Genomic DNA, 18,721 nt, shown 5'->3' with positions numbered 1-18,721 from the left:
GCCGCCTGTTTCCGCCCCGGAAACAGTCCCAAGCCATAAGGTAGGGAATACCGGCATTTCTACCAAAACCAGGAACTACACAAGTAATCAAAAGATTTCCGCGCAACCGCCCAAATTGCTGGCCCTGTAGCGGAATCTGCACCTTTCAGAATAAATACTTACGAAATACGCTTTTAATAACGATGATTTATGGCATACAAGCAACGGAAGTCGTTACGAATATCCGCGCGCCTTTTGTCGCATGGCGAAAAAAAACCGCCCGAAGGCGGTTTTTTTAAGAGCCGGGCGCGAAGGGCCCGGACAATTACATATTGTCGATCATGACCTGGCCAAAGCCCGAGCACGACACCTGCGTGGCGCCTTCGAGCAACCGGGCGAAGTCGTACGTGACCTGTTTGGACAGGATGGATTTTTCCATGCTGGAAATGATCAGGTCTGCCGCTTCGGTCCAGCCCATGTGGCGCAGCATCATTTCGGCCGACAGGATCTCGGAACCCGGATTGACGTAGTCTTTGCCAGCATACTTGGGCGCGGTGCCGTGCGTGGCCTCGAACATGGCTACCGAGTCGGACAGGTTGGCGCCCGGGGCGATGCCGATGCCGCCCACTTGCGCGGCCAGCGCGTCGGAGATGTAGTCGCCGTTCAGGTTCAGCGTGGCGATGACGTCGTATTCGGCCGGACGCAGCAGGATCTGCTGCAGGAAGGCGTCGGCGATCGAATCCTTGACGATGATCTCGCGGCCGGTCTTGGGGTTCTTGAATTTGCACCACGGGCCGCCGTCGATCAGCTGGGCGCCGAATTCGTTGCGGGCGAGCTCATAGCCCCAGTCACGGAAGCCGCCTTCCGTGAACTTCATGATGTTGCCCTTATGCACCAGGGTCACCGACGCGCGGTCGTTGTCGATGGCGTACTGGATGGCCTTGCGAACCAGGCGCTCGGTACCTTCGCGCGACACCGGCTTGATGCCGATAGAGGACGTGTTCGGGAAGCGGATCTTGGTGACGCCGAGCTTGGTCTGCAGGTACTGGATCAGTTCCTTGGCCTGCTCGGATTCGGCCATGTATTCGATGCCGGCGTAGATGTCTTCGGAGTTCTCGCGGAAAATGACCATGTCGGTCTTTTCGGGCTCGCGCACCGGCGAGGGAACACCCTTGAAATAGCGCACCGGGCGCAGGCAGACGTACAAGTCGAGCTGCTGGCGCAGGGCCACGTTCAGCGAGCGGATACCGCCACCCACCGGAGTGGTCAGGGGGCCCTTGATGGACACGACGTATTCCTTGACGACGTCGAGCGTTTCGTCGGGCAGCCACACGTCGGGGCCGTACACCTTGGTGGCCTTCTCGCCGGCATAGACTTCCATCCAGTGGATCTTGCGCTTGCCACCGTAGGCCTTCTGCACAGCAGCGTCCACGACCTTGATCATGACGGGCGTGATATCGGCGCCGGTGCCATCACCTTCGATGTAAGGAACGATGGCCTGATCAGGCACGTTCAGCGAGAAATCGGGATTGACCGTGATTTTCTGGCCCCCTGCGGGAACCTTGATATGTTGGTAGGACATGAATGCTCCAGTTGCTCCGGGTGGTTTGCGCGCTCGCCAGACCGGGGCGCCGACGCAGGCGGAAAACCGCGCAGCAACCGGGCCGGATGGCGGACAACCCCCAATTCTAGCTCGCATTGGCGCCAAGCGCCCGCCCCTGCGCCGCGCTCCCTGGCCCTTCCGCGACGGCAAGGCGCCCGGGCGGCGGTAAAATGCCAGGGTTCATTGCCCTATTCCCTGCCGTACCCATGTTCAACCCGTCCCGGGACCAAGTCCGCGAGTTCTTCGTCCAAACCTGGCGCAAGCACCGTGCGGCAGAAGTCCTTACCCCCCTGGAATCCATGGCCCTGGACTGGGTGCTGGAGCATCCGGAATACCACGGCGACCTGGAACACCCCGACGCCATGACGGCGGAATATCCCGTCGAGCAGGGCCGCACCAATCCCTTCCTGCACCTGTCGATGCACCTGGCCATCGCCGAGCAACTGTCCATCGACCATCCGCGCGGCATCCGGGCGGCCTACCAGAAGCTGGTCAACCGCGGCGACGCGCACCAGGCCGCGCACGAAATCATGGAATGCCTGGGGCAGGTGGTCTGGGAAGCCCAGCGTCTGGGTACGCCGCTCGACAGCGACACCTATATCGATCTCATCCGCCAGCGCGCCGAACGTTAGCGCGCGCCGCCGCGCAAAAAAAAAAACGCCCCGATGACGGGGCGTTTCTGCGGGGTCGGCGCCAGATGCCTAGCGGCGCACGCCCAGGTCGCTCGGCTGGGCAGACAGCCAGGCCGACACGTTTTCGATGTCCTGATCGGACAACTGCACTGCAAAGGCGCCCATGATGGGGTTGTTGCGCACGTTGGCCGTCGGCGCAGCGCCCGCCGCACCGCGCTTGTAGGCCTTCAGCGCCTGCTCGAGGTAGTCGGCATGCTGGCCGGCCAGCACCGGATAGGACGGATCGACCGAAGTCTTGGCGTCGGTGCCGTGGCACGATGCACAGTTGAACTTGTCGAACACCGCCTTGCCGGCGGACAGGTCTTGAGCCTGCGCGGAGCCAGCCATGGCCAGAACGGCGCCCGCAAGGGTAAGCGTAAAGCGTTTCATGTGGGGCCCTCGCATTACTTGAGGTTGGAGTAGTAGGCGGCCAGGTCGGCGATGTCCTGGTCGCTGAGGCTGCCAGCGATCGCTTTCATGGACGGATGGCTGCGCGCGCCTTTTTTGTACTCGTTGAGGGCGGTTTCGATGTACTTGGCGTTCTGCCCCGCGATCATCGGGACGTGGTACAGCTCGGGAAAGCTGGCCTTGTAGCCCTGAATGCCATGGCAACCGATGCACATGGAGATTTTGTCACGGGCGTTCTGGGCATTGCCGACCGGCGCTGCATCGGCAGCGGCCGCCTGACCGACGACCGAACAGGACGCCACCATGGCCAGCGCGGACAGAGAGGTTCTCAACTTCATTGGAATGGCTCTTGGTAAGGCTGAAAACTGGGCTAGGGATGAGCGCCGGGTCTGTGCCCAGCTACAAAACCCTGCGATTGTACGATAATTGTTCCGAACCTATGCCAAACCCCTTCCGGTTTGCCCTTCCGGTCTCTAATTTCCATTGCCCATGTCCGCTGCCCAAAGTTCTGCCGCCCCCCGCTTTGATGGAACCGATCGATATGTCGCCACCGACGATCTCAAGCTTGCGGTCAATGCCGCGCTGACACTGCAGCGGCCCCTGCTGATAAAAGGCGAACCGGGCACCGGCAAGACGATGCTGGCCGAAGAAGTGGCGCACGCGCTGGGCCGGCCGCTGCTGCAGTGGCATATCAAGTCCACCACCAAGGCGCACCAGGGCCTGTACGAATACGACGCCGTGTCGCGCCTGCGCGATTCCCAGCTGGGCGACGAGAAGGTGCGCGACATCCGCAACTACATCGTGCAAGGCACGCTGTGGCAGGCGTTCGATTCGCCCGAGCCGGTAGTGCTGCTGATCGACGAAATCGACAAGGCCGACATCGAGTTTCCCAATGACCTGCTGCGTGAACTCGACCGCATGGAATTCCATGTGTACGAAACGCGCCAGACCATCGTGGCCCGCCACCGGCCGCTGGTGATCATTACGTCGAACAACGAAAAAGACCTGCCCGACGCATTCCTGCGGCGCTGCTTCTTCCACTACATCCGTTTCCCCGAGCGCGAGACCATGCGCGACATCGTCGCCGTGCATTTTCCCGATCTCAAGCAAGACGTCCTGCGCGCCGCGCTGGATACCTTCTTTGCCTTGCGCGAAGCGCCGGGGCTGAAGAAGAAACCGTCGACTTCCGAATTGCTGGACTGGCTGCGCCTGCTGCTGGCCGAGGGCGCCACGGCGGCGCAGATCGACGCGCATGCGGCCGGCGCGGTGCCCATGATGGCGGGCGCCCTGCTCAAGAACGAACAGGATGTGCAACTGCTGGAGCGCCTTGCCGCCATGACCCGCGGCAATCCGCGACGCTGATCCGCTGGCCGGCCGCCATGTTGATCGACTTTTTCTACCATCTGCGCAAGCACAGGCTGCCGGTATCGGTGAAGGAATACCTGACGCTGCTCGACGCCCTGCGGCACAACGTCATGGCGCCTACGCTCGACAGCTTTTATTACCTTGCCCGCGCCGCGCTGGTAAAAGACGAATCCCTGTACGACCGCTACGACGCCGCGTTTGGCGCCTATTACCGCGGCATCGAAGCCGCCCTGCCGGCCGGCAAGGACATCCCCATCGATTGGCTGATCAAGCAATTCGAAAAAAGCCTGACGCCGGAAGAAAAAGCCGCCATCGAGCGCCACGGCTGGGACAAGCTGATGGAGCTGTTCAAGCAGCGGCTGGAAGAACAGCAAGAACGTCACGCCGGCGGCAATAAATGGATAGGCACCGGCGGCACGTCGCCGTTCGGCAATGGCGGCTACCACCCCGAAGGCATACGGGTGGGCGGCGCGTCGGCCGGCCACCGGACGGCAATCAAGGTGTGGGACATGCGGCAGTTCCGCGACTACGACGACAGCCTGGAATTGGGCATCCGCAATTTCAAGGTGGCGTTGCGTCGCCTGCGCCGTTTCGCCCGCGAAGGCGCCGAACTCGAGCTGGACCTGGACGACACGATAGCCAGCACCGCGCGCAACGCCGGCCACCTGGATCTGCGCCTGGTGCCCGAACGCCACAACACTGTCAAGGTGCTGATGCTGCTGGACGTGGGCGGCAGCATGGACGACCACATTACGCGTGTAGAAGAGCTGTTCTCGGCCGCGCGCAGCGAATTCCGCAACCTGGAAGTCTATTATTTCCACAACTGCCCGTACGAAAGCCTGTGGCGCAGCAACAGCCGGCGCCAGAACGAGCGCTTCGACACCTGGGACGTGCTGCGCAAGTACAACGCCGACTGGCGGCTGATCATCGTGGGCGACGCCACCATGAGCCCCTACGAAATCCTGCAACCCGGCGGCTCGGTCGAGCACTACAACAAAGAACCGGGCGCCGTTTGGTTGCGCCGGCTGCTGGATGCGTGGCCCAAGGCAGTGTGGCTGAACCCCGAGCCCACGGCGTCATGGCAATACCGGCAATCCATCGCGCTGCTGCGCGACATCATGCAGGCGCGCATGTATCCGGTCACTGTCGCAGGCCTTGAGCAGGCCATGCGGCTGCTGTCCAAGTAACGCGGGCCGGCTCAGCCGTCGATGGGCTGGGCGGGCGTGTCCAGCGTCAACTGGTAGAAGGCCAGGTCCAGCCACCGGCCGAACTTGAAGCCCGCGTGCCGTATGGTGCCGGCGTGCACGAACCCCAGCTTTTCGTGCAAACGGATACTGGCCGCGTTGGCCGCGTCGATGCCTCCCACCAAGACATGCAGCTGCGCCTGGCGGGCGCGCTCGATGATCAGGCGCAGCAGCGCTTCGCCCAGGCCCTGCCCCCGGAACCGCCCGTCGATATACACCGAATGCTCGACGGTGTATTTGTTGGCGGGATAGGGCCGGAACGCGCCATAGCTGGCGAAGCCCATCAGCCGGCCCCGGCCGTCTTCATATCCCAGCACGGGAAATCCGCCTGCCTGCTTGGCGTGAAACCAGGCCTGCATGGCCGCTGCGGTACGCGGATGGTAGTCGTACAACGCGGTGGAATGCAGGATGGCGTCGTTGAAGATGGCCAGGATGGCCTCGGCATGCCGCGCATGCGAGCACTCGACCAGGACGGCGCCGGCAGGCGGGGTGGCAGCAGAGTTTTCCATGCCGCGCATTGTAGCGACGCGAGCCCGTCCGGCGCACCCGCCAGGCTTATGCCGCGTGGCGCACGGCAAAGCGCTCCTGAGGCGCCGGGCAACTGCGCCAGCACACTTCGTCGTTGTCCATGTCCAGGTCGAACAACTCGTTGGCGGCCAGCCGGGGCACGCGCCGTGTAGGCACGCCTTCCATTTCGAGCACGTGCCCGGCGAAGCCCCGGGGGCAGCCCGCCCCTTCTGCAAAGTAGCGCCGGCCCGCAACGTCGACCACGTAGGTCGTCAGGTCGTGCCCCAGGATGGCAACGAATTGCCCGTCGTCGCTGGCATAGGCATAGCGGAAACGCCCTTTGATGTGGTCGTGGTTCAGGGGCGCGCCCATGAGCTGGGACAAGGCGCGCGTGACGAGTTCGGTCAGCATGGCCGTCGGTTCTCCGGTTGGGTAGGCCGGCAAGACGCCGGCGTGGAACGCGCGAACGACACCCCTGCGGGCGCGGCCCAAGGGGGCGAGACGGAGCGGCCGCAGCGGTCTGTCGCGCTCTCCGTCTGGCACAGCTGTGTATAGTCGCCAGCTTACACCCGGGCCGGGACGCGGTTCAAATCGGAACCTTCCCGGGCGTATACACTCCAACGACCATCGCCCGCAATACGGACACCCTGCCATGCGTCTTTCGCTCCCGGGCCTGGCGGCCCGCCTGAATGCCCTGCTGCTCACGTCCTTCCTGGCCTTCCAGGCCGCAGCGAGCCCGGCGCCCGCCGGCGTCACCGAGGTCTCATCGGTCGAAGGCATCACCGAATACCAGCTGGCCAACGGCCTGCGCGTGCTGCTGGCCCCCGATGCATCCAAGCCCACCACCACGGTCAACATGACCTACCTGGTCGGGTCGCGGCACGAAAACTACGGCCAGACCGGCATGGCGCACTTGCTGGAACACATGTTGTTCAAGGGCACGCCCGGCATCCGCAACGCGCTTGGCGAATTCTCGCGGCGCGGCCTGCAGGCCAACGGGTCCACTTCGGCCGACCGCACCAATTACTTCGCAAGCTTTGCCTCCAACCCCGAAACGCTCAAGTGGTACCTGGGCTGGCAAGCCGACGCAATGGTCAATTCGCTGATCGCCAAGGAAGACCTCGATTCCGAAATGACCGTGGTACGCAACGAAATGGAAAGCGGTGAGAACAATCCGTTTCGCGTACTGATGCAGAAAATGCTGGCCGCCGCGTTCCAGTGGCACAACTACGGCAAAAGCACCATCGGGGCGCGCTCCGACGTCGAGAACGTCGATGTAGACCAGCTGCGCGCCTTCTATCACGAGTACTACCAACCCGATAACGCAGTGCTTATCGTGGCCGGCAAGTTCGAGCCGCAGGCAACCCTGGCCGCCATCCAGGACACGCTGGGCCAAGTGCCGCGCCCCAAGCGCAAGCTGCCGCCTGAATATACGGCCGAGCCGGTGCAGGATGGCGAGCGCGCCGTAACCTTGCGACGCGCCGGGGGAACGCCGCTAGTGGCCGCCATGTACCACATTCCCGCAGCCGGCAGCCCGGACTACGTGCCGTTCGACCTGGCCACCACCATTCTGGCCGATACGCCGTCGGGCCGCCTTTATCATGCCCTGGTGCCGACCAAGCTGGCTGCCGATGTGTTCGGGTTCACAATGGACCAATACGATCCGGGCGTGGCCATGTTCGGCGCCCAGCTGCAACCCGGCATGAACCAGGACCAGGCCTTGAAAGCCCTGACCTCCACCCTGGAATCCCTCGGCGACAAGCCCTTCACCCAGGACGAGCTCGACCGGGCGCGCAGCAAGTGGCTGATGGCCTGGCAGCAGATTTACGCCGACCCCGAGAAAATCGGTGTGGCGCTTTCGGAAGCCATCGCCGGGGGCGACTGGCGGCTCTTTTTCCTTCAGCGCGACCGCGTGCGCGAGGCCAGACTCGAAGACGTGCAACGCGTGGCGACCACCTACCTGGTGGCCAGCAACCGTACCGAAGGCCGCTACATTCCCACCCAGAACCCCCAGCGTGCGCCCGCCTTGCAGCGCCCCGATCTGGCCGAGCTGCTGAAAGACTATCAGGGCGACCCCGACTTCCAGCAGGCAGACGCTTTCGACCCCACTCCTGCCAATATCGACAAGCTCACGCAGCGCAGCACGCTGGACCTGCCCAACGGCCCGGTGCAATTGGCGCTATTGCCCAAGGCCACCCGCGGCGGGCGCGTACAGGCAGAACTACTGGTGCAGTTCGGCGATGCCCAGACCCTGCGTGGGCAGCGGGTCAACGCATCGGCGGTGGCCGACTTGCTCGAGCGCGGCACCGACAAGCTGTCGCGCCAGGAAATCCAGGACAGGTTCGACGCGATGCAGGCCCAGGTCAGCTTCCAGGGGTCCGGCACCGACCTCAGCGTATCGATGTCCACGGCGCGCGAGCACCTGCCCGCGCTGGTCGGGCTGGTGCTCGACGTCATACGCAATGCCACCTTCCCTGCCGATCAGGTCGAGGAATACCAACGCCAGGCCCTGACTTCCATACGCAGCGCCATGACCGAGCCGACCGCGCTCGCCTCGCGCGCCCTGGCGCGCCACGACAACCCCTGGCCGACCGACGATGTGCGCTATGTGCCCACGTTCGAAGAAGCGCTGGCCGACGCCGAAAAGCTGGACCGCAAGGCGCTGGTCGATTTCCATCAACGCTTCTATGGGGCCGGCCACATCAAGTTCTCGGCCGTGGGCGACTTCGATCCCGACGCCGTGAAGCAGTCGCTGGCCACCGGCCTGCAAGGCTGGCAGAAGGCGCCCGCCTATACCCGCCCGGACGACCCATACCGCGCGCTGAAGGCCGAACGCTTTACCATCGACACGCCCGACAAGGCCAACGCGTTCTACATTTCGCGCATGCCCCTGCAACTGCAGGATACCGACCCGGACTTCGAAGCGCTGTACCTGGCCAATTTCATGCTGGGCACCTCCGAGACGTCGCGCCTGTGGAACCGCGTACGCGAAACCGAGGGGTTGTCGTACAACGTGCGCAGCAACCTGACCGTGTCGTCGTTCGAGCCCACCGCCAACTGGACCATCTACGCCATCTATGCGCCCCAGAACCGCGAACGGCTTGAAAGCGCCATCTCCGAAGAACTGCAGCGCGTGCTGAAAGACGGCTTCACCGCAGAAGAAGTCAAGGATGGCATCGCCGCGCTGCTCAACTATCGCAAGCTCGCGCGCGCCCAGGACAGCGTCCTGGCAACCACGTGGGTCAGCTACATGAAGCGCGGACGCAGCTTCGCATGGTCGGCCGAAGTCGACGACAGGCTCGCCGCCCTGGATGCCGATGCCGTCAACAAGGCCGTTCGCAAGTACCTGCAGCCCGACGCCTTCAGCACGGCAATAGCGGGCGATTTCAACAAGGCCCAATAGGCCCACAATAGGCCCGATAGGTCCGATAGGCCCGCAATTCGCGCGCCAATGTGAAACCGGCCCCTGAAGGGGCCGGTTTCTTTTCATGCTGCAGCGGTTCGCATCAGCTGAAGAACTCTTTCACCCGATCGGTCCAGGACTTGCTTTGCGGCGAGTGGCGGTCGCCCCCGTCGTTCAGCGAAGCCTCGAACTGCCGCAAGATGGCCTTTTGCTCGTCGCTCAGGCGCACTGGCGTTTCGACCGCCACGTGGCAATACAGATCGCCGGGGTAACTGGCGCGCACGCCGCGTATGCCCTTGCCGCGCAAGCGGAAGGTCTTGCCCGATTGCGTACCTTCGGGAATCGAGATCTCGGCCTTGCCGCCCAATGTGGGCACCTGCAGCTCGCCACCCAATGCCGCCGTGGTGAACGGAATGGTCAGCTCGCAGTGCAGGTCGTCGCCATCGCGCTGGAAGATCTTGTGCGGCTTGATGTGGATTTCCACGTACAAGTCGCCCGGAGGCCCGCCGTTGATGCCCGGCTCGCCATTGCCGCTGGAGCGGATGCGCATGCCGTCATCGATGCCCGGCGGAATCTTGACCTGCAGGGTCTTGTTGCGGCGTATACGGCCTACGCCATCGCAGGCCGTGCACGGGTCGGTGATTTCCTTGCCCGACCCGTGGCAGGTGGGGCAGGTCTGCTGCACGCTGAAAAAGCCCTGCTGCATGCGTACCGCGCCAGAGCCGCCGCATGTGCGGCAGGTCTTGGGCGACGTGCCGGGTTTGGCGCCGCTGCCGTGGCAGGTATCGCAGTTTTCCCAGCTGGGCACGCGGATTTCGGTGTCGAAACCATGAGCGGCCTGCTCCAGCGTGATTTCCAGCGCGTACTTCAGGTCGGCGCCGCGGTACACCTGCGGGCCGCCGCGGCGGCCGCCCGCACCGCCGAATATTTCGCCGAAGATGTCGCCGAAGGCATCGGCAAATCCGCCGCCCATGCCCGCGCCGCCCATGCCCGCGGCATTGGGATCGACGCCCGCATGACCATAACGGTCGTAGGCCGCGCGCTTTTGCTCGTCGCCCAGGACTTCGTAGGCTTCTTTGATTTCCTTGAACTTTTCTTCCGCTTCTTTGCTGTCCGGATTGCGGTCCGGATGGTACTTCATGGCCAGCTTGCGGTAGGCCTTTTTCAGTTCATCGTCCGAGGCGTTCTTTGCCACGCCCAGGGCTTCGTAGTAATCACGTTTTGCCATAATCGATGGGCCCGGGAAAGAGCCAGATAACTTGTCGGTGCTGAACGAATCCGCCCGGTAGCCGGATATTCCGGACTACCGGGCGCGTTCAGGCGTTATGGACGGCCATCGCCTTATTGGTCTCGCTTGACTTCCTTGAAGTCGGCATCAACCACGTTTTCGTCCACCGGCTTGGCCTGGTCGGCCGCCTGTTGCTGCGCAGCCTGCATGTCGGCGTACATCTTCTCGCCCAACTTCTGCGAAGCCGCAGACAAGGCTTCGACCTTGGCGTCGATGGCCGCCTTGTCGCCCTCTTTCAGAACCTCTTCGAGTTCCTTGATGGCGCTCTCGATGGCTTCTTTTTCAGAGGCTTCGAGCTTGTCGCCATACTCGGTCAGCGACTTGCGGGTGGCGTGCACCAGCGCGTCGGCCTGGTTGCGGGTCTGGGCCAGTTCGGCAACGCGGCGGTCTTCGTCGGCATTGGCCTCGGCATCCTTGACCATGCGTTCGATTTCTTCTTCCGACAAGCCGGAATTTGCCTTGATGGTGATCTTGTTTTCCTTGCCGGTGCCCTTGTCTTTGGCAGACACGTGCAGGATGCCGTTGGCGTCGATGTCAAACGTGACTTCGATTTGCGGCATGCCGCGCGGCGCGGGCGGGATCCCTTCGAGGTTGAACTCGCCCAGGCTCTTGTTGCCCGCGGCGATTTCCCGCTCGCCCTGGAACACCTTGATCGTCACGGCCGGCTGGTTGTCGTCGGCAGTAGAGAACGTTTGCGAGAAACGCGTCGGGATCGTGGTGTTCTTCTGGATCATCTTGGTCATGACGCCGCCCAGGGTTTCAATACCCAGCGACAGGGGCGTCACGTCAAGCAGCAGAACGTCCTTGCGGTCGCCCGACAGCACCGACCCTTGAATGGCGGCGCCGGCGGCCACGGCTTCGTCCGGGTTGACGTCTTTGCGCGGATCTTTGCCGAAGAATTCCTTGACCTTTTCCTGCACCTTGGGCATGCGGGTCATGCCGCCGACCAGGATGACGTCGTCGATTTCGGAAACCTTCACGCCGGCATCCTTGATGGCCACGCGGCAGGGTTCGATGGTGCGGTCGATCAGCTCTTCGACCAGCGCCTCGAGCTTGGCGCGCGTGATCTTCAGGTTCAGGTGCTTGGGACCGGACGCGTCGGCCGTGATGTACGGCAGGTTGATTTCGGTCTGCTGGCTGGACGACAGTTCGATCTTGGCCTTTTCGGCCGCTTCTTTCAGGCGCTGCAGGGCCAGGACGTCCTTGGTCAGGTCAACGCCCTGCTCTTTCTTGAATTCACCGATGATGTAGTCGATGATGCGCTGGTCGAAGTCTTCGCCGCCCAGGAAGGTATCGCCGTTGGTCGACAGCACTTCGAACTGCTTTTCGCCATCGACGTCGGCGATTTCGATGATCGACACGTCGAACGTGCCGCCGCCCAGGTCATATACGGCGATCTTGCGGTCGCCCTTTTCGGACTTGTCGAGCCCGAACGCCAGCGCCGCCGCAGTCGGCTCGTTGATGATGCGCTTGACGTCCAGGCCCGCGATGCGGCCCGCGTCTTTGGTGGCCTGGCGCTGGCTGTCGTTGAAATACGCCGGAACCGTGATCACCGCCTCGGTGACGGGTTCGCCCAGGTAGTCCTCTGCGGTTTTCTTCATCTTGCGCAGCACGTCGGCCGACACCTGGGGCGGCGCCATTTTCTTGCCGCGCACTTCGACCCAGGCGTCGCCGTTATCGGCCTTGACGATGCTGTAGGGCATCAGGTCGATATCTTTCTGGACGGCTTTCTCGTCGAACTTGCGTCCGATCAGGCGCTTGACAGCGTACAGAGTGTTCTTGGGGTTGGTCACCGCCTGGCGCTTGGCGGGCGCGCCCACCAGGATCTCGCCGTCGTCCATGTAGGCAACGAGAGAGGGCGTCGTCCGGGCGCCTTCGGCGTTTTCGATGATCTTGACCTGGCCACCGTCCATCACAGCCACGCAGCTGTTGGTAGTGCCCAGGTCGATGCCGATGATTTTGCTCATGGTGGAGTACCTTGAATATATTGATCCGTGGAAACGGGAATAAAACGAGTCTTAGCCTAACTGGGGCTGCCCGAGGGGTTTTTCAAGAGCCGCTCGATGGTCTCCGTGAACCGGGGCAGCCCGGGCCACCCGGTGATGCGGCCAAGGCGGCGTCCCCCGCGATACAGCACGAACGTGGGCACGCCATGCAGGGAAAACCTTCGTCCCAAGGCCTCGTCGGCGTAGACATCGGCCTGGAACCACGTCAGCCCAAGCGCCAGCAGGGCTTGCCGGTGCAGCAATGCGGCCTGCTTGAACAAATTGCAATTGTAACAATCCTCGCCCCACAGAAAGACGCACCGCAGATCGTCGCCAGGCGCCTGCACGACTTGCTGGTCGAAGTCGGCCGACGCAACCGGGCGCATGGCAAACGCCTGGAAGACCTGCGCGGGGTCGAACTCGGCGGGGCTGGCCATGAGGCTACGCCTGCCCGGACGACACCATCACCAGGGCCGGCCGCAACACGCGGTCGGCGATCACGTAGCCCTTCTGGAGCATCTGCGTGACGGTGTTGGCGGGCTGGTCGGAAGGCACCGACGAAATGGCCTGGTGCAGATGCGGATCGAATTTGTCGCCCTGCGCGGGCGCGATTTCCTTGAGCAGGTTGCGCTCGAAAGCCGCAGTGAGCTGCTTCAACGTCATTTCGACACCTTCGCGCATGGTGTCCAGAGTTTGCTCTTGCTGGGCCAGGGCGGCTTCCAGGCTGTCCCGGACCGGGACGAGGCTCTCGGCGAACGATTCGATGCCGAACTTGCGGGCCTTGGCCACGTCATCCTGAGCGCGGCGACGCACGTTTTCGGCTTCGGCATGGGCGCGCAGCAGTTGGTCCTGCTGGCCGGTGACGGTGGCCTGGGCAGCCTCGAGCTCGGCGCGCAACGCCGCCACTTCAGCCTGCAGCGCTTCGACAGTTACGGGCTCGGCCGGGGCCGGCCCGCCGGACTCAGGGGCCTGATCCACAGGCTCTTGGGGTGCCGTCATTGGGAATTCCTCCAAAAAACAATAGCGTCGGCCCCGATAATGGGGGCCGATCTGTTGGTTTCAAGAGGGAACGGCCCAGAAAACTCAGGCTTTGCCGGGCTGGCTGGGCGCCGGTGGGTCGCTTGCCGGAAAAGTCTCTTGCAGCGCCTCGTCTACGGTGGACTCGGATTCGCGCTGCGGGGCATCGTCGGGCGTGATGGCGATCGGGTCACTGGCGGGAAAGGTGTCTTCCAGGGCTTCGTCGAGGTCGCGCTCGACCGGATCCTCTTTCAAATTAGAGTGTCCAGGGGCCGAGGATGTGCCTACGCCGGGTCTCGGGGTGGTATTCATAAGCTGGCTCCTGCAAAGTTCGAACAGTGGCGGCGATTTTCAGCCGTCGCGCTCCGCCACGGCGGATACGCCAGCGTTCAGTGTACGTGTTGCCGAGGAACGCGTGGGCCAGCCTTGTAAGTGATTGTCGACAAGCGCGGCCAGGGCCTCGATCCAGGCCGGGTCGTCGTTCAGCGCGGGAATGTAGCGAAACTGCCGTCCGCCCGCGGCAATGAAGGCGTCGCGGCATTCCTGGCTGATTTCCTCGAGCGTTTCGAGACAGTCGGCCACGAAACCCGGACACACCACGTCGATGTCGGTAACACCTTGGGCGGCCAGCTCTTTCAGGGTGGGCTCGGTATAGGGTTCGAGCCAACGGGCCGCGCCAAAGCGGCTCTGGAAGGTAACTTCGACCTGGTCGGGCGTCAGTTGCAAGCGCTCGCGCAGCAAGCGCGCGGTTTCGACGCAGTCGCGATAATAGGGATCGCCCAGTTCGACCGAATACCGGGGCAGGCCGTGGAAACTCATCAGCAACTTCTGCGGGCGGCCGTGGGCCTGCCAGAACGCCGAAATACGGCCGGCCAGCGCATCCAGATAACCCGGATCGTCGTGGAAGCGCTTCACGAAGCGCAGTTCCGGCTGGTCGCGCAAGCGCCTGGCATGCGCAGCCACCGCGTCGACCACCGTGGCCGTGGTGCTGGCGGCGAATTGCGGATACAGCGGCACCACCAGAATGTGGTCGCACCCCTGCTGGCGCAGCCGCTCGACAGCCTGCTCGATCGAGGGCTCGCCGTACCGCATAGCCAGTTCGACCCGCACGGCAAGGCCGCGCGCGGTCAGGGCCTGTTGTACGCCTTCGGCCTGCCGTCGGCTGTACACCAGCAAGGGCGAGCCGCCCTCCATCCAGATGCCTTCGTAGCGCGGCTGCAGGCGACGCGGCCGACGCACCAGCACCATGCCGTGCAGGATGGGCAGCCACAAATAGCGGGGTATTTCGATGACGCGCGGGTCGGACAGAAAAGCGGCCAGGTAGCGTCGGATATCGCGCGGGGCCGTGGTCTCGGGCGTGCCCAGGTTGACCAGCACGACCCCGACGCCGGCCGGCGGCCGCGGCGGCGGATTATCGTTGAAAGGGTCCGCCTGCTGCGGTTCGGGCAGGTAGCGCTCGGGCCACAAATACTTGAACAGGCGTAGAAACACAAAATACCCCTTTGGGGCGCGCTTCGGATGAAGGCAGGCCCGTTACTGGATCACTGGTTGTTGCTGAAGGCATTCGACAACAGGCGCGCCGTAATGTCGACGATGGGGATGACACGTTCGTACGCCATGCGGGTAGGCCCGATGACCCCCAACGTGCCGATCACCCGGCCATCGACGCCGTATGGCGCCGTGATGACCGAGATTTCTTCCAGGGGCAGCAACTGGGACTCGCCCCCGATATAGATCTGCACGCCCTGCGCGCGGCTGGAGACGTCCAGCAGTTGCAGCAGGTCGGTTTTCTGCTCGAACAGCGCGAACATCTTGCGCAGGCGGTCCATGTCGGACGCGATGTCGGTCACGTCGAGCAGCTTGCGTTCGCCGGATATGACCACGCCGTCGCCGTCTTCGACCGCTTCGGCGCCGGCTTCGACCGCTGCCTGCATCAGCCGCGAAATATCTTCGCGCAGCTGCGCCAGTTCGGTGGTAAGCGTACGCCGCACGGCATCGAACGACTTGCCGGCGAAGTGCACGTTGAAGAAATTGGCCGCCTCGATGAGCTCGGACTCGGAATAGTCGCGCTGTACCGACAGGATGCGGTTCTGCACATCACCATCGGGCGTGACGATAATAAGCAGCACCCGCTTTTCGGACAGGCGGATGAATTCGACCTGCCTGAATACCTGGGCCCGCTTGGGCGTGAGCACGACGCCGGCGAACTGCGTCAGGTTCGACAGCATGACCGCGGCAGCCGTCACCGCCCGCGAGGGCTCGGCGGCCGACAGCGACGCCTCGCTGAACTGCTGCGGCTGGAATTCGAACGGCTGCACCGCCAGCAGCGAATCGACAAACATGCGGTAGCCGCGCGGCGTGGGCACCCGCCCGGCGGACGTGTGCGGGCTGTGGATCAGGCCCATGTCTTCGAGATCGGCCATCACATTGCGGATAGTGGCCGGAGAAAGGTCGAAAACCTTGGAAAGCGTGCGCGAACCGACCGGTTGTCCGTCGGCGATGTGGCGTTCAATCAACGCTTTCAGCAATGCGCGTGCACGATCATCCATATCGGCTATTGTAAGGAAACTTTCAGGGATGGGCGATTTTGTCCCGCAGCACAACATGCGGCCCCATATAATCGCCGAATCTGCTCAGACTGAAAAATTCTGCCCTTATCGCCATCATGCACTTTCCCACTGTCGCCCTGATAGGCCGGCACCAGGACACGGGCCTGGATACGCCTTTGCGCGCCCTGGCCGACATGCTGGTCAAGGCCGGCCGCCGCGTGCTGGTGGAAGCCGACACCGCCAGCAATACCGGCGTGCACGAATATCCAGTGGCCACCCTGAAGGAAATCGGCGAAAGCGCGTCGCTGGCCGTGGTAATGGGCGGCGACGGCACCGTGCTCGGGGCGGCGCGCACCCTGGCGCCCTACGGCGTGCCCCTGGTGGGCATCAACCACGGGCGGCTGGGCTTTATTACCGATATCCCGCTGCAGGAAGCCCACGCCGCGCTGGCGCGCGTGATCGAGGGCAACTACCAGGCCGAAGACCGCATGCTGCTGGTGGGCAGCGTATGGCGCGGCGACCAGCTCATGTACACGGCGCCCGCGCTGAACGACGTGGTGCTCAACCGCGCGGGGCGTGGCGGCATGATCGAAGTGCGCGTCGAGCTCGACGGCGCCTTCATGTACGCGCAGCGTGCCGACGGGCTGATCATCGCCACCCCAACCGGCTCGACGGCGTACGCCCTGTCGGCCAACGGCCCCATCCTGCATCCGGGGCTGGACGCCATGGTGCTGGTGCCGGTGGCGCCCCAGACCCTGTCGAACCGGCCCATCGTCATTCCGGGCGACGGCGTGCTGAACATGACGCTTACCGCCATCGGCCGGGTGGAAATCGGCGCCAGCGTGCACTTTGACATGCAGACCTGGTCTGACCTGCAACCCGGAGACCGCATCTCGGTACAGCGCGCGCCGCACACGATACGATTCGTGCACCCCGAAGGGTATAGCTTCTTCTCGACGCTGCGCCGCAAATTGCACTGGAACCTGATGCCGCAGGCGTCGGACAGCGTGGAGTAACAGCAAAACATGCTGCGCACCCTGCATATTCGCGACTTTGTCATCGTCGAGCAGGCCGAAATCCATTTCGGGCCTGGCTTCACCGTGTTTTCCGGCGAGACCGGCGCCGGCAAATCCATCCTGATCGACGCGCTGGCGCTGGCGCTGGGCGAACGGGCCGACGCTGGCGTATTGCGCGAAGGCGCGGCGCGCGCCGACATCACCGCCATCTTCGACGCCCCCGACACCCTGCGCGCCTGGCTCGCCGAACGCGACCTTGATGCAGGCGACGAACTCGCGCTGCGCCGGGTGGTCGACGCCCAGGGCCGCAGCCGCGGCTATATCAACGGCATGCCTTCCCCTCTGGCGCAATTGCGTGAACTGGGCGATAGCCTTGTGGACATTCACGGCCAGCACGCGCACCAGAGCCTGATGCGGGCCGATGCGCAGCGCGATCTGCTGGACACGCACGGCGGACATGGCGAACTGCGGCACGCCGTGGCGCAGGCCTGGAAAGACTGGCGCGGCCTGGCCCGCCAGCTCGAGCTCGCCGAAAAAGATGCGGCAGGCCTGGCGGCGGAACGCGAACGTCTGCAGTGGCAGGCCGAGGAACTCGACCAGCTGGCGCTGCAGCCAGACGAATGGGACGCCCTGCAAGCCGAGCAATCGCGCCTGGCGCATGCCCAGGGCCTGCTCGATGGAGCCGCCCAGATACTCGAGGCGCTGGACGGCGAAGACGATTCCGCGCGGCACCGCCTGAACACGGCGCACCACCGCCTGCAGCAGATGCTGCGGCACGATCCCGCCCTGCAGGGCGTCGCAGAGGAACTCGAATCGGCGCGCATTGCGGTGGCCGAAGCCGTCTCCGACCTGAACAACTATGTCAGCCGGGTCGAGCTCGATCCGCAACGCCTGGCAGATGTCGAAGCCCGCATGAGCGTGGTCTTCGATACCGCCCGCAAGTTCAAGACCGAACCGGAAGCCCTGCCGGCGCTGCAGACATCGGTGCATGCCCAATTGGCCGACCTGCAGGCGGCCGCCGACGTGGACGCGCTACGCGAGCGCACCCAGGCGGCCGCCGCACGATATGAAAACGCGGCCGCGAAATTATCCGCGGCTCGCGCAAAGGTTGCCAAAAACCTGGGCAAGCAGGTAACGCAGGCAATGCAGACGCTGGCGATGCAAGGCGGCCGTTTCGAGCCCGTCGTGTCGCCGGGGTCGCCGTCGGCGCATGGCAGCGACCACGTGGAATTCCTGGTCGCCGGGCACGCCGGCACCTCGCCGCGCCCCTTGGGGAAGGTGGCGTCGGGCGGCGAGCTGTCGCGCATATCTCTGGCGCTGTCGGTCATCGCCAGCAAAGCCGCGCGGGTGCCCACGCTGATTTTCGACGAGGTCGACAGCGGCGTGGGCGGCGCCGTAGCCGAAGTCGTGGGCAAGCTGCTGCGCGAACTTGGCGACCGCCATCAAGTGCTGTGCGTGACCCACCTGCCCCAGGTCGCGGCTTGCGGCACGGCCCAATACCGGGTCAGCAAGACCGAAACGGCCGGCGCCACCCGTTCGCACATTGCCGAACTGGATGCGGACGAACGCGTGGAAGAAATCGCGCGCATGCTGGGCGGCATCAAGATTACCGCCACCACGCGCGACCACGCGCGCGAAATGCTGGGCACGCTGACCGAATCGTCGCGATAGGGCGCGCACGCGCCC

18 protein-coding genes are annotated in these 18,721 nt (G+C 63.9%); 6 read left to right on the top strand and 12 right to left on the bottom strand.

The window, feature by feature from the left end; all coding sequences use genetic code 11:
- Window positions 1-304 precede the first annotated feature (304 nt).
- Window positions 305-1,561 (bottom strand): NADP-dependent isocitrate dehydrogenase, encoded by a 1,257-nt coding sequence (gene icd, locus CAL18_RS03440; protein ID WP_094817341.1) that lies wholly within the window; start codon window positions 1,559-1,561, stop codon window positions 305-307.
- A 227-nt stretch (window positions 1,562-1,788) separates the two neighbouring features.
- Here icd and CAL18_RS03435 point away from each other — a divergent pair, with 227 nt between their 5' ends.
- Window positions 1,789-2,214, top strand: coding sequence for a DUF1841 family protein (locus CAL18_RS03435; protein ID WP_026638439.1), 426 nt, complete (start codon window positions 1,789-1,791; stop codon window positions 2,212-2,214).
- Between the two features lie 69 nt (window positions 2,215-2,283).
- Here CAL18_RS03435 and CAL18_RS03430 read toward each other — a convergent pair whose 3' ends face one another.
- Both CAL18_RS03430 and CAL18_RS03425 read right to left on the bottom strand, forming a co-directional pair.
- Window positions 2,284-2,643, bottom strand: coding sequence for a c-type cytochrome (locus tag CAL18_RS03430; RefSeq protein ID WP_094796066.1), 360 nt, complete (start codon window positions 2,641-2,643; stop codon window positions 2,284-2,286).
- 14 nt (window positions 2,644-2,657) lie between these two features.
- Entirely contained in the window at window positions 2,658-2,999 is a 342-nt protein-coding gene (locus tag CAL18_RS03425) for a c-type cytochrome (RefSeq protein ID WP_026638441.1), read from the bottom strand.
- A gap of 151 nt (window positions 3,000-3,150) precedes the next feature.
- Between CAL18_RS03425 and CAL18_RS03420 the strand changes: the two genes are divergently transcribed.
- Both CAL18_RS03420 and CAL18_RS03415 read left to right on the top strand, forming a co-directional pair.
- Window positions 3,151-4,023 (top strand): AAA family ATPase, encoded by an 873-nt coding sequence (locus CAL18_RS03420; RefSeq protein ID WP_026638442.1) that lies wholly within the window; start codon window positions 3,151-3,153, stop codon window positions 4,021-4,023.
- A gap of 17 nt (window positions 4,024-4,040) precedes the next feature.
- Window positions 4,041-5,213 (top strand): vWA domain-containing protein, encoded by a 1,173-nt coding sequence (locus CAL18_RS03415; protein ID WP_094796064.1) that lies wholly within the window; start codon window positions 4,041-4,043, stop codon window positions 5,211-5,213.
- Window positions 5,214-5,224: 11 nt separating this feature from the next.
- Here CAL18_RS03415 and CAL18_RS03410 read toward each other — a convergent pair whose 3' ends face one another.
- Window positions 5,225-5,779 carry a GNAT family N-acetyltransferase gene (locus CAL18_RS03410; RefSeq protein ID WP_094796391.1) on the bottom strand — a complete coding sequence of 185 codons (555 nt, stop codon included), beginning with the start codon at window positions 5,777-5,779 and terminating at the stop codon, window positions 5,225-5,227.
- A 46-nt stretch (window positions 5,780-5,825) separates the two neighbouring features.
- A complete protein-coding gene (locus tag CAL18_RS03405) occupies window positions 5,826-6,188 on the bottom strand; it encodes a hypothetical protein (RefSeq protein WP_026638445.1) in 363 nt (120 codons plus the stop codon).
- A gap of 241 nt (window positions 6,189-6,429) precedes the next feature.
- Here CAL18_RS03405 and CAL18_RS03400 point away from each other — a divergent pair, with 241 nt between their 5' ends.
- Entirely contained in the window at window positions 6,430-9,180 is a 2,751-nt protein-coding gene (locus CAL18_RS03400) for a M16 family metallopeptidase (protein ID WP_094796063.1), read from the top strand.
- Between the two features lie 103 nt (window positions 9,181-9,283).
- Here CAL18_RS03400 and dnaJ read toward each other — a convergent pair whose 3' ends face one another.
- The 7 genes from dnaJ to hrcA form a co-directional block, all read right to left on the bottom strand.
- Complete coding sequence (gene dnaJ / locus CAL18_RS03395) at window positions 9,284-10,408, bottom strand: molecular chaperone DnaJ (protein ID WP_026638447.1); 1,125 nt, start codon at window positions 10,406-10,408, stop codon at window positions 9,284-9,286.
- Between the two features lie 113 nt (window positions 10,409-10,521).
- Window positions 10,522-12,435 (bottom strand): molecular chaperone DnaK, encoded by a 1,914-nt coding sequence (gene dnaK / locus CAL18_RS03390; protein WP_094796062.1) that lies wholly within the window; start codon window positions 12,433-12,435, stop codon window positions 10,522-10,524.
- Between the two features lie 56 nt (window positions 12,436-12,491).
- Window positions 12,492-12,890: a thioredoxin family protein gene (locus CAL18_RS03385; protein WP_026638449.1), complete on the bottom strand. Its 399-nt coding sequence runs from the start codon at window positions 12,888-12,890 to the stop codon at window positions 12,492-12,494.
- 4 nt (window positions 12,891-12,894) lie between these two features.
- A complete protein-coding gene (gene grpE, locus CAL18_RS03380; protein ID WP_026638450.1) occupies window positions 12,895-13,452 on the bottom strand; it encodes a nucleotide exchange factor GrpE in 558 nt (185 codons plus the stop codon).
- An 84-nt stretch (window positions 13,453-13,536) separates the two neighbouring features.
- Complete coding sequence (locus tag CAL18_RS03375; RefSeq protein ID WP_026638451.1) at window positions 13,537-13,782, bottom strand: hypothetical protein; 246 nt, start codon at window positions 13,780-13,782, stop codon at window positions 13,537-13,539.
- A gap of 39 nt (window positions 13,783-13,821) precedes the next feature.
- Window positions 13,822-14,961: a ferrochelatase gene (gene hemH, locus CAL18_RS03370; protein WP_051423633.1), complete on the bottom strand. Its 1,140-nt coding sequence runs from the start codon at window positions 14,959-14,961 to the stop codon at window positions 13,822-13,824.
- Between the two features lie 50 nt (window positions 14,962-15,011).
- A complete protein-coding gene (gene hrcA, locus CAL18_RS03365) occupies window positions 15,012-16,019 on the bottom strand; it encodes a heat-inducible transcriptional repressor HrcA (protein ID WP_026638452.1) in 1,008 nt (335 codons plus the stop codon).
- A gap of 116 nt (window positions 16,020-16,135) precedes the next feature.
- On the opposite strand from hrcA, the gene CAL18_RS03360 reads away from it, so the two are divergent.
- Entirely contained in the window at window positions 16,136-17,035 is a 900-nt protein-coding gene (locus CAL18_RS03360; protein ID WP_026638453.1) for an NAD kinase, read from the top strand.
- Between the two features lie 9 nt (window positions 17,036-17,044).
- Window positions 17,045-18,706 carry a DNA repair protein RecN gene (recN, locus tag CAL18_RS03355; RefSeq protein WP_094817340.1) on the top strand — a complete coding sequence of 554 codons (1,662 nt, stop codon included), beginning with the start codon at window positions 17,045-17,047 and terminating at the stop codon, window positions 18,704-18,706.
- The last annotated feature ends 15 nt before the right edge of the window (window positions 18,707-18,721 follow it).

The sequence above is a fragment of the Bordetella genomosp. 7 genome (assembly GCF_002261415.1).
Lineage (GTDB): Bacteria > Pseudomonadota > Gammaproteobacteria > Burkholderiales > Burkholderiaceae_B > Bordetella_A.
Note: the sequence above shows the minus strand (reverse complement) of the source record. Positions and strands in the feature narration are given on the sequence as shown.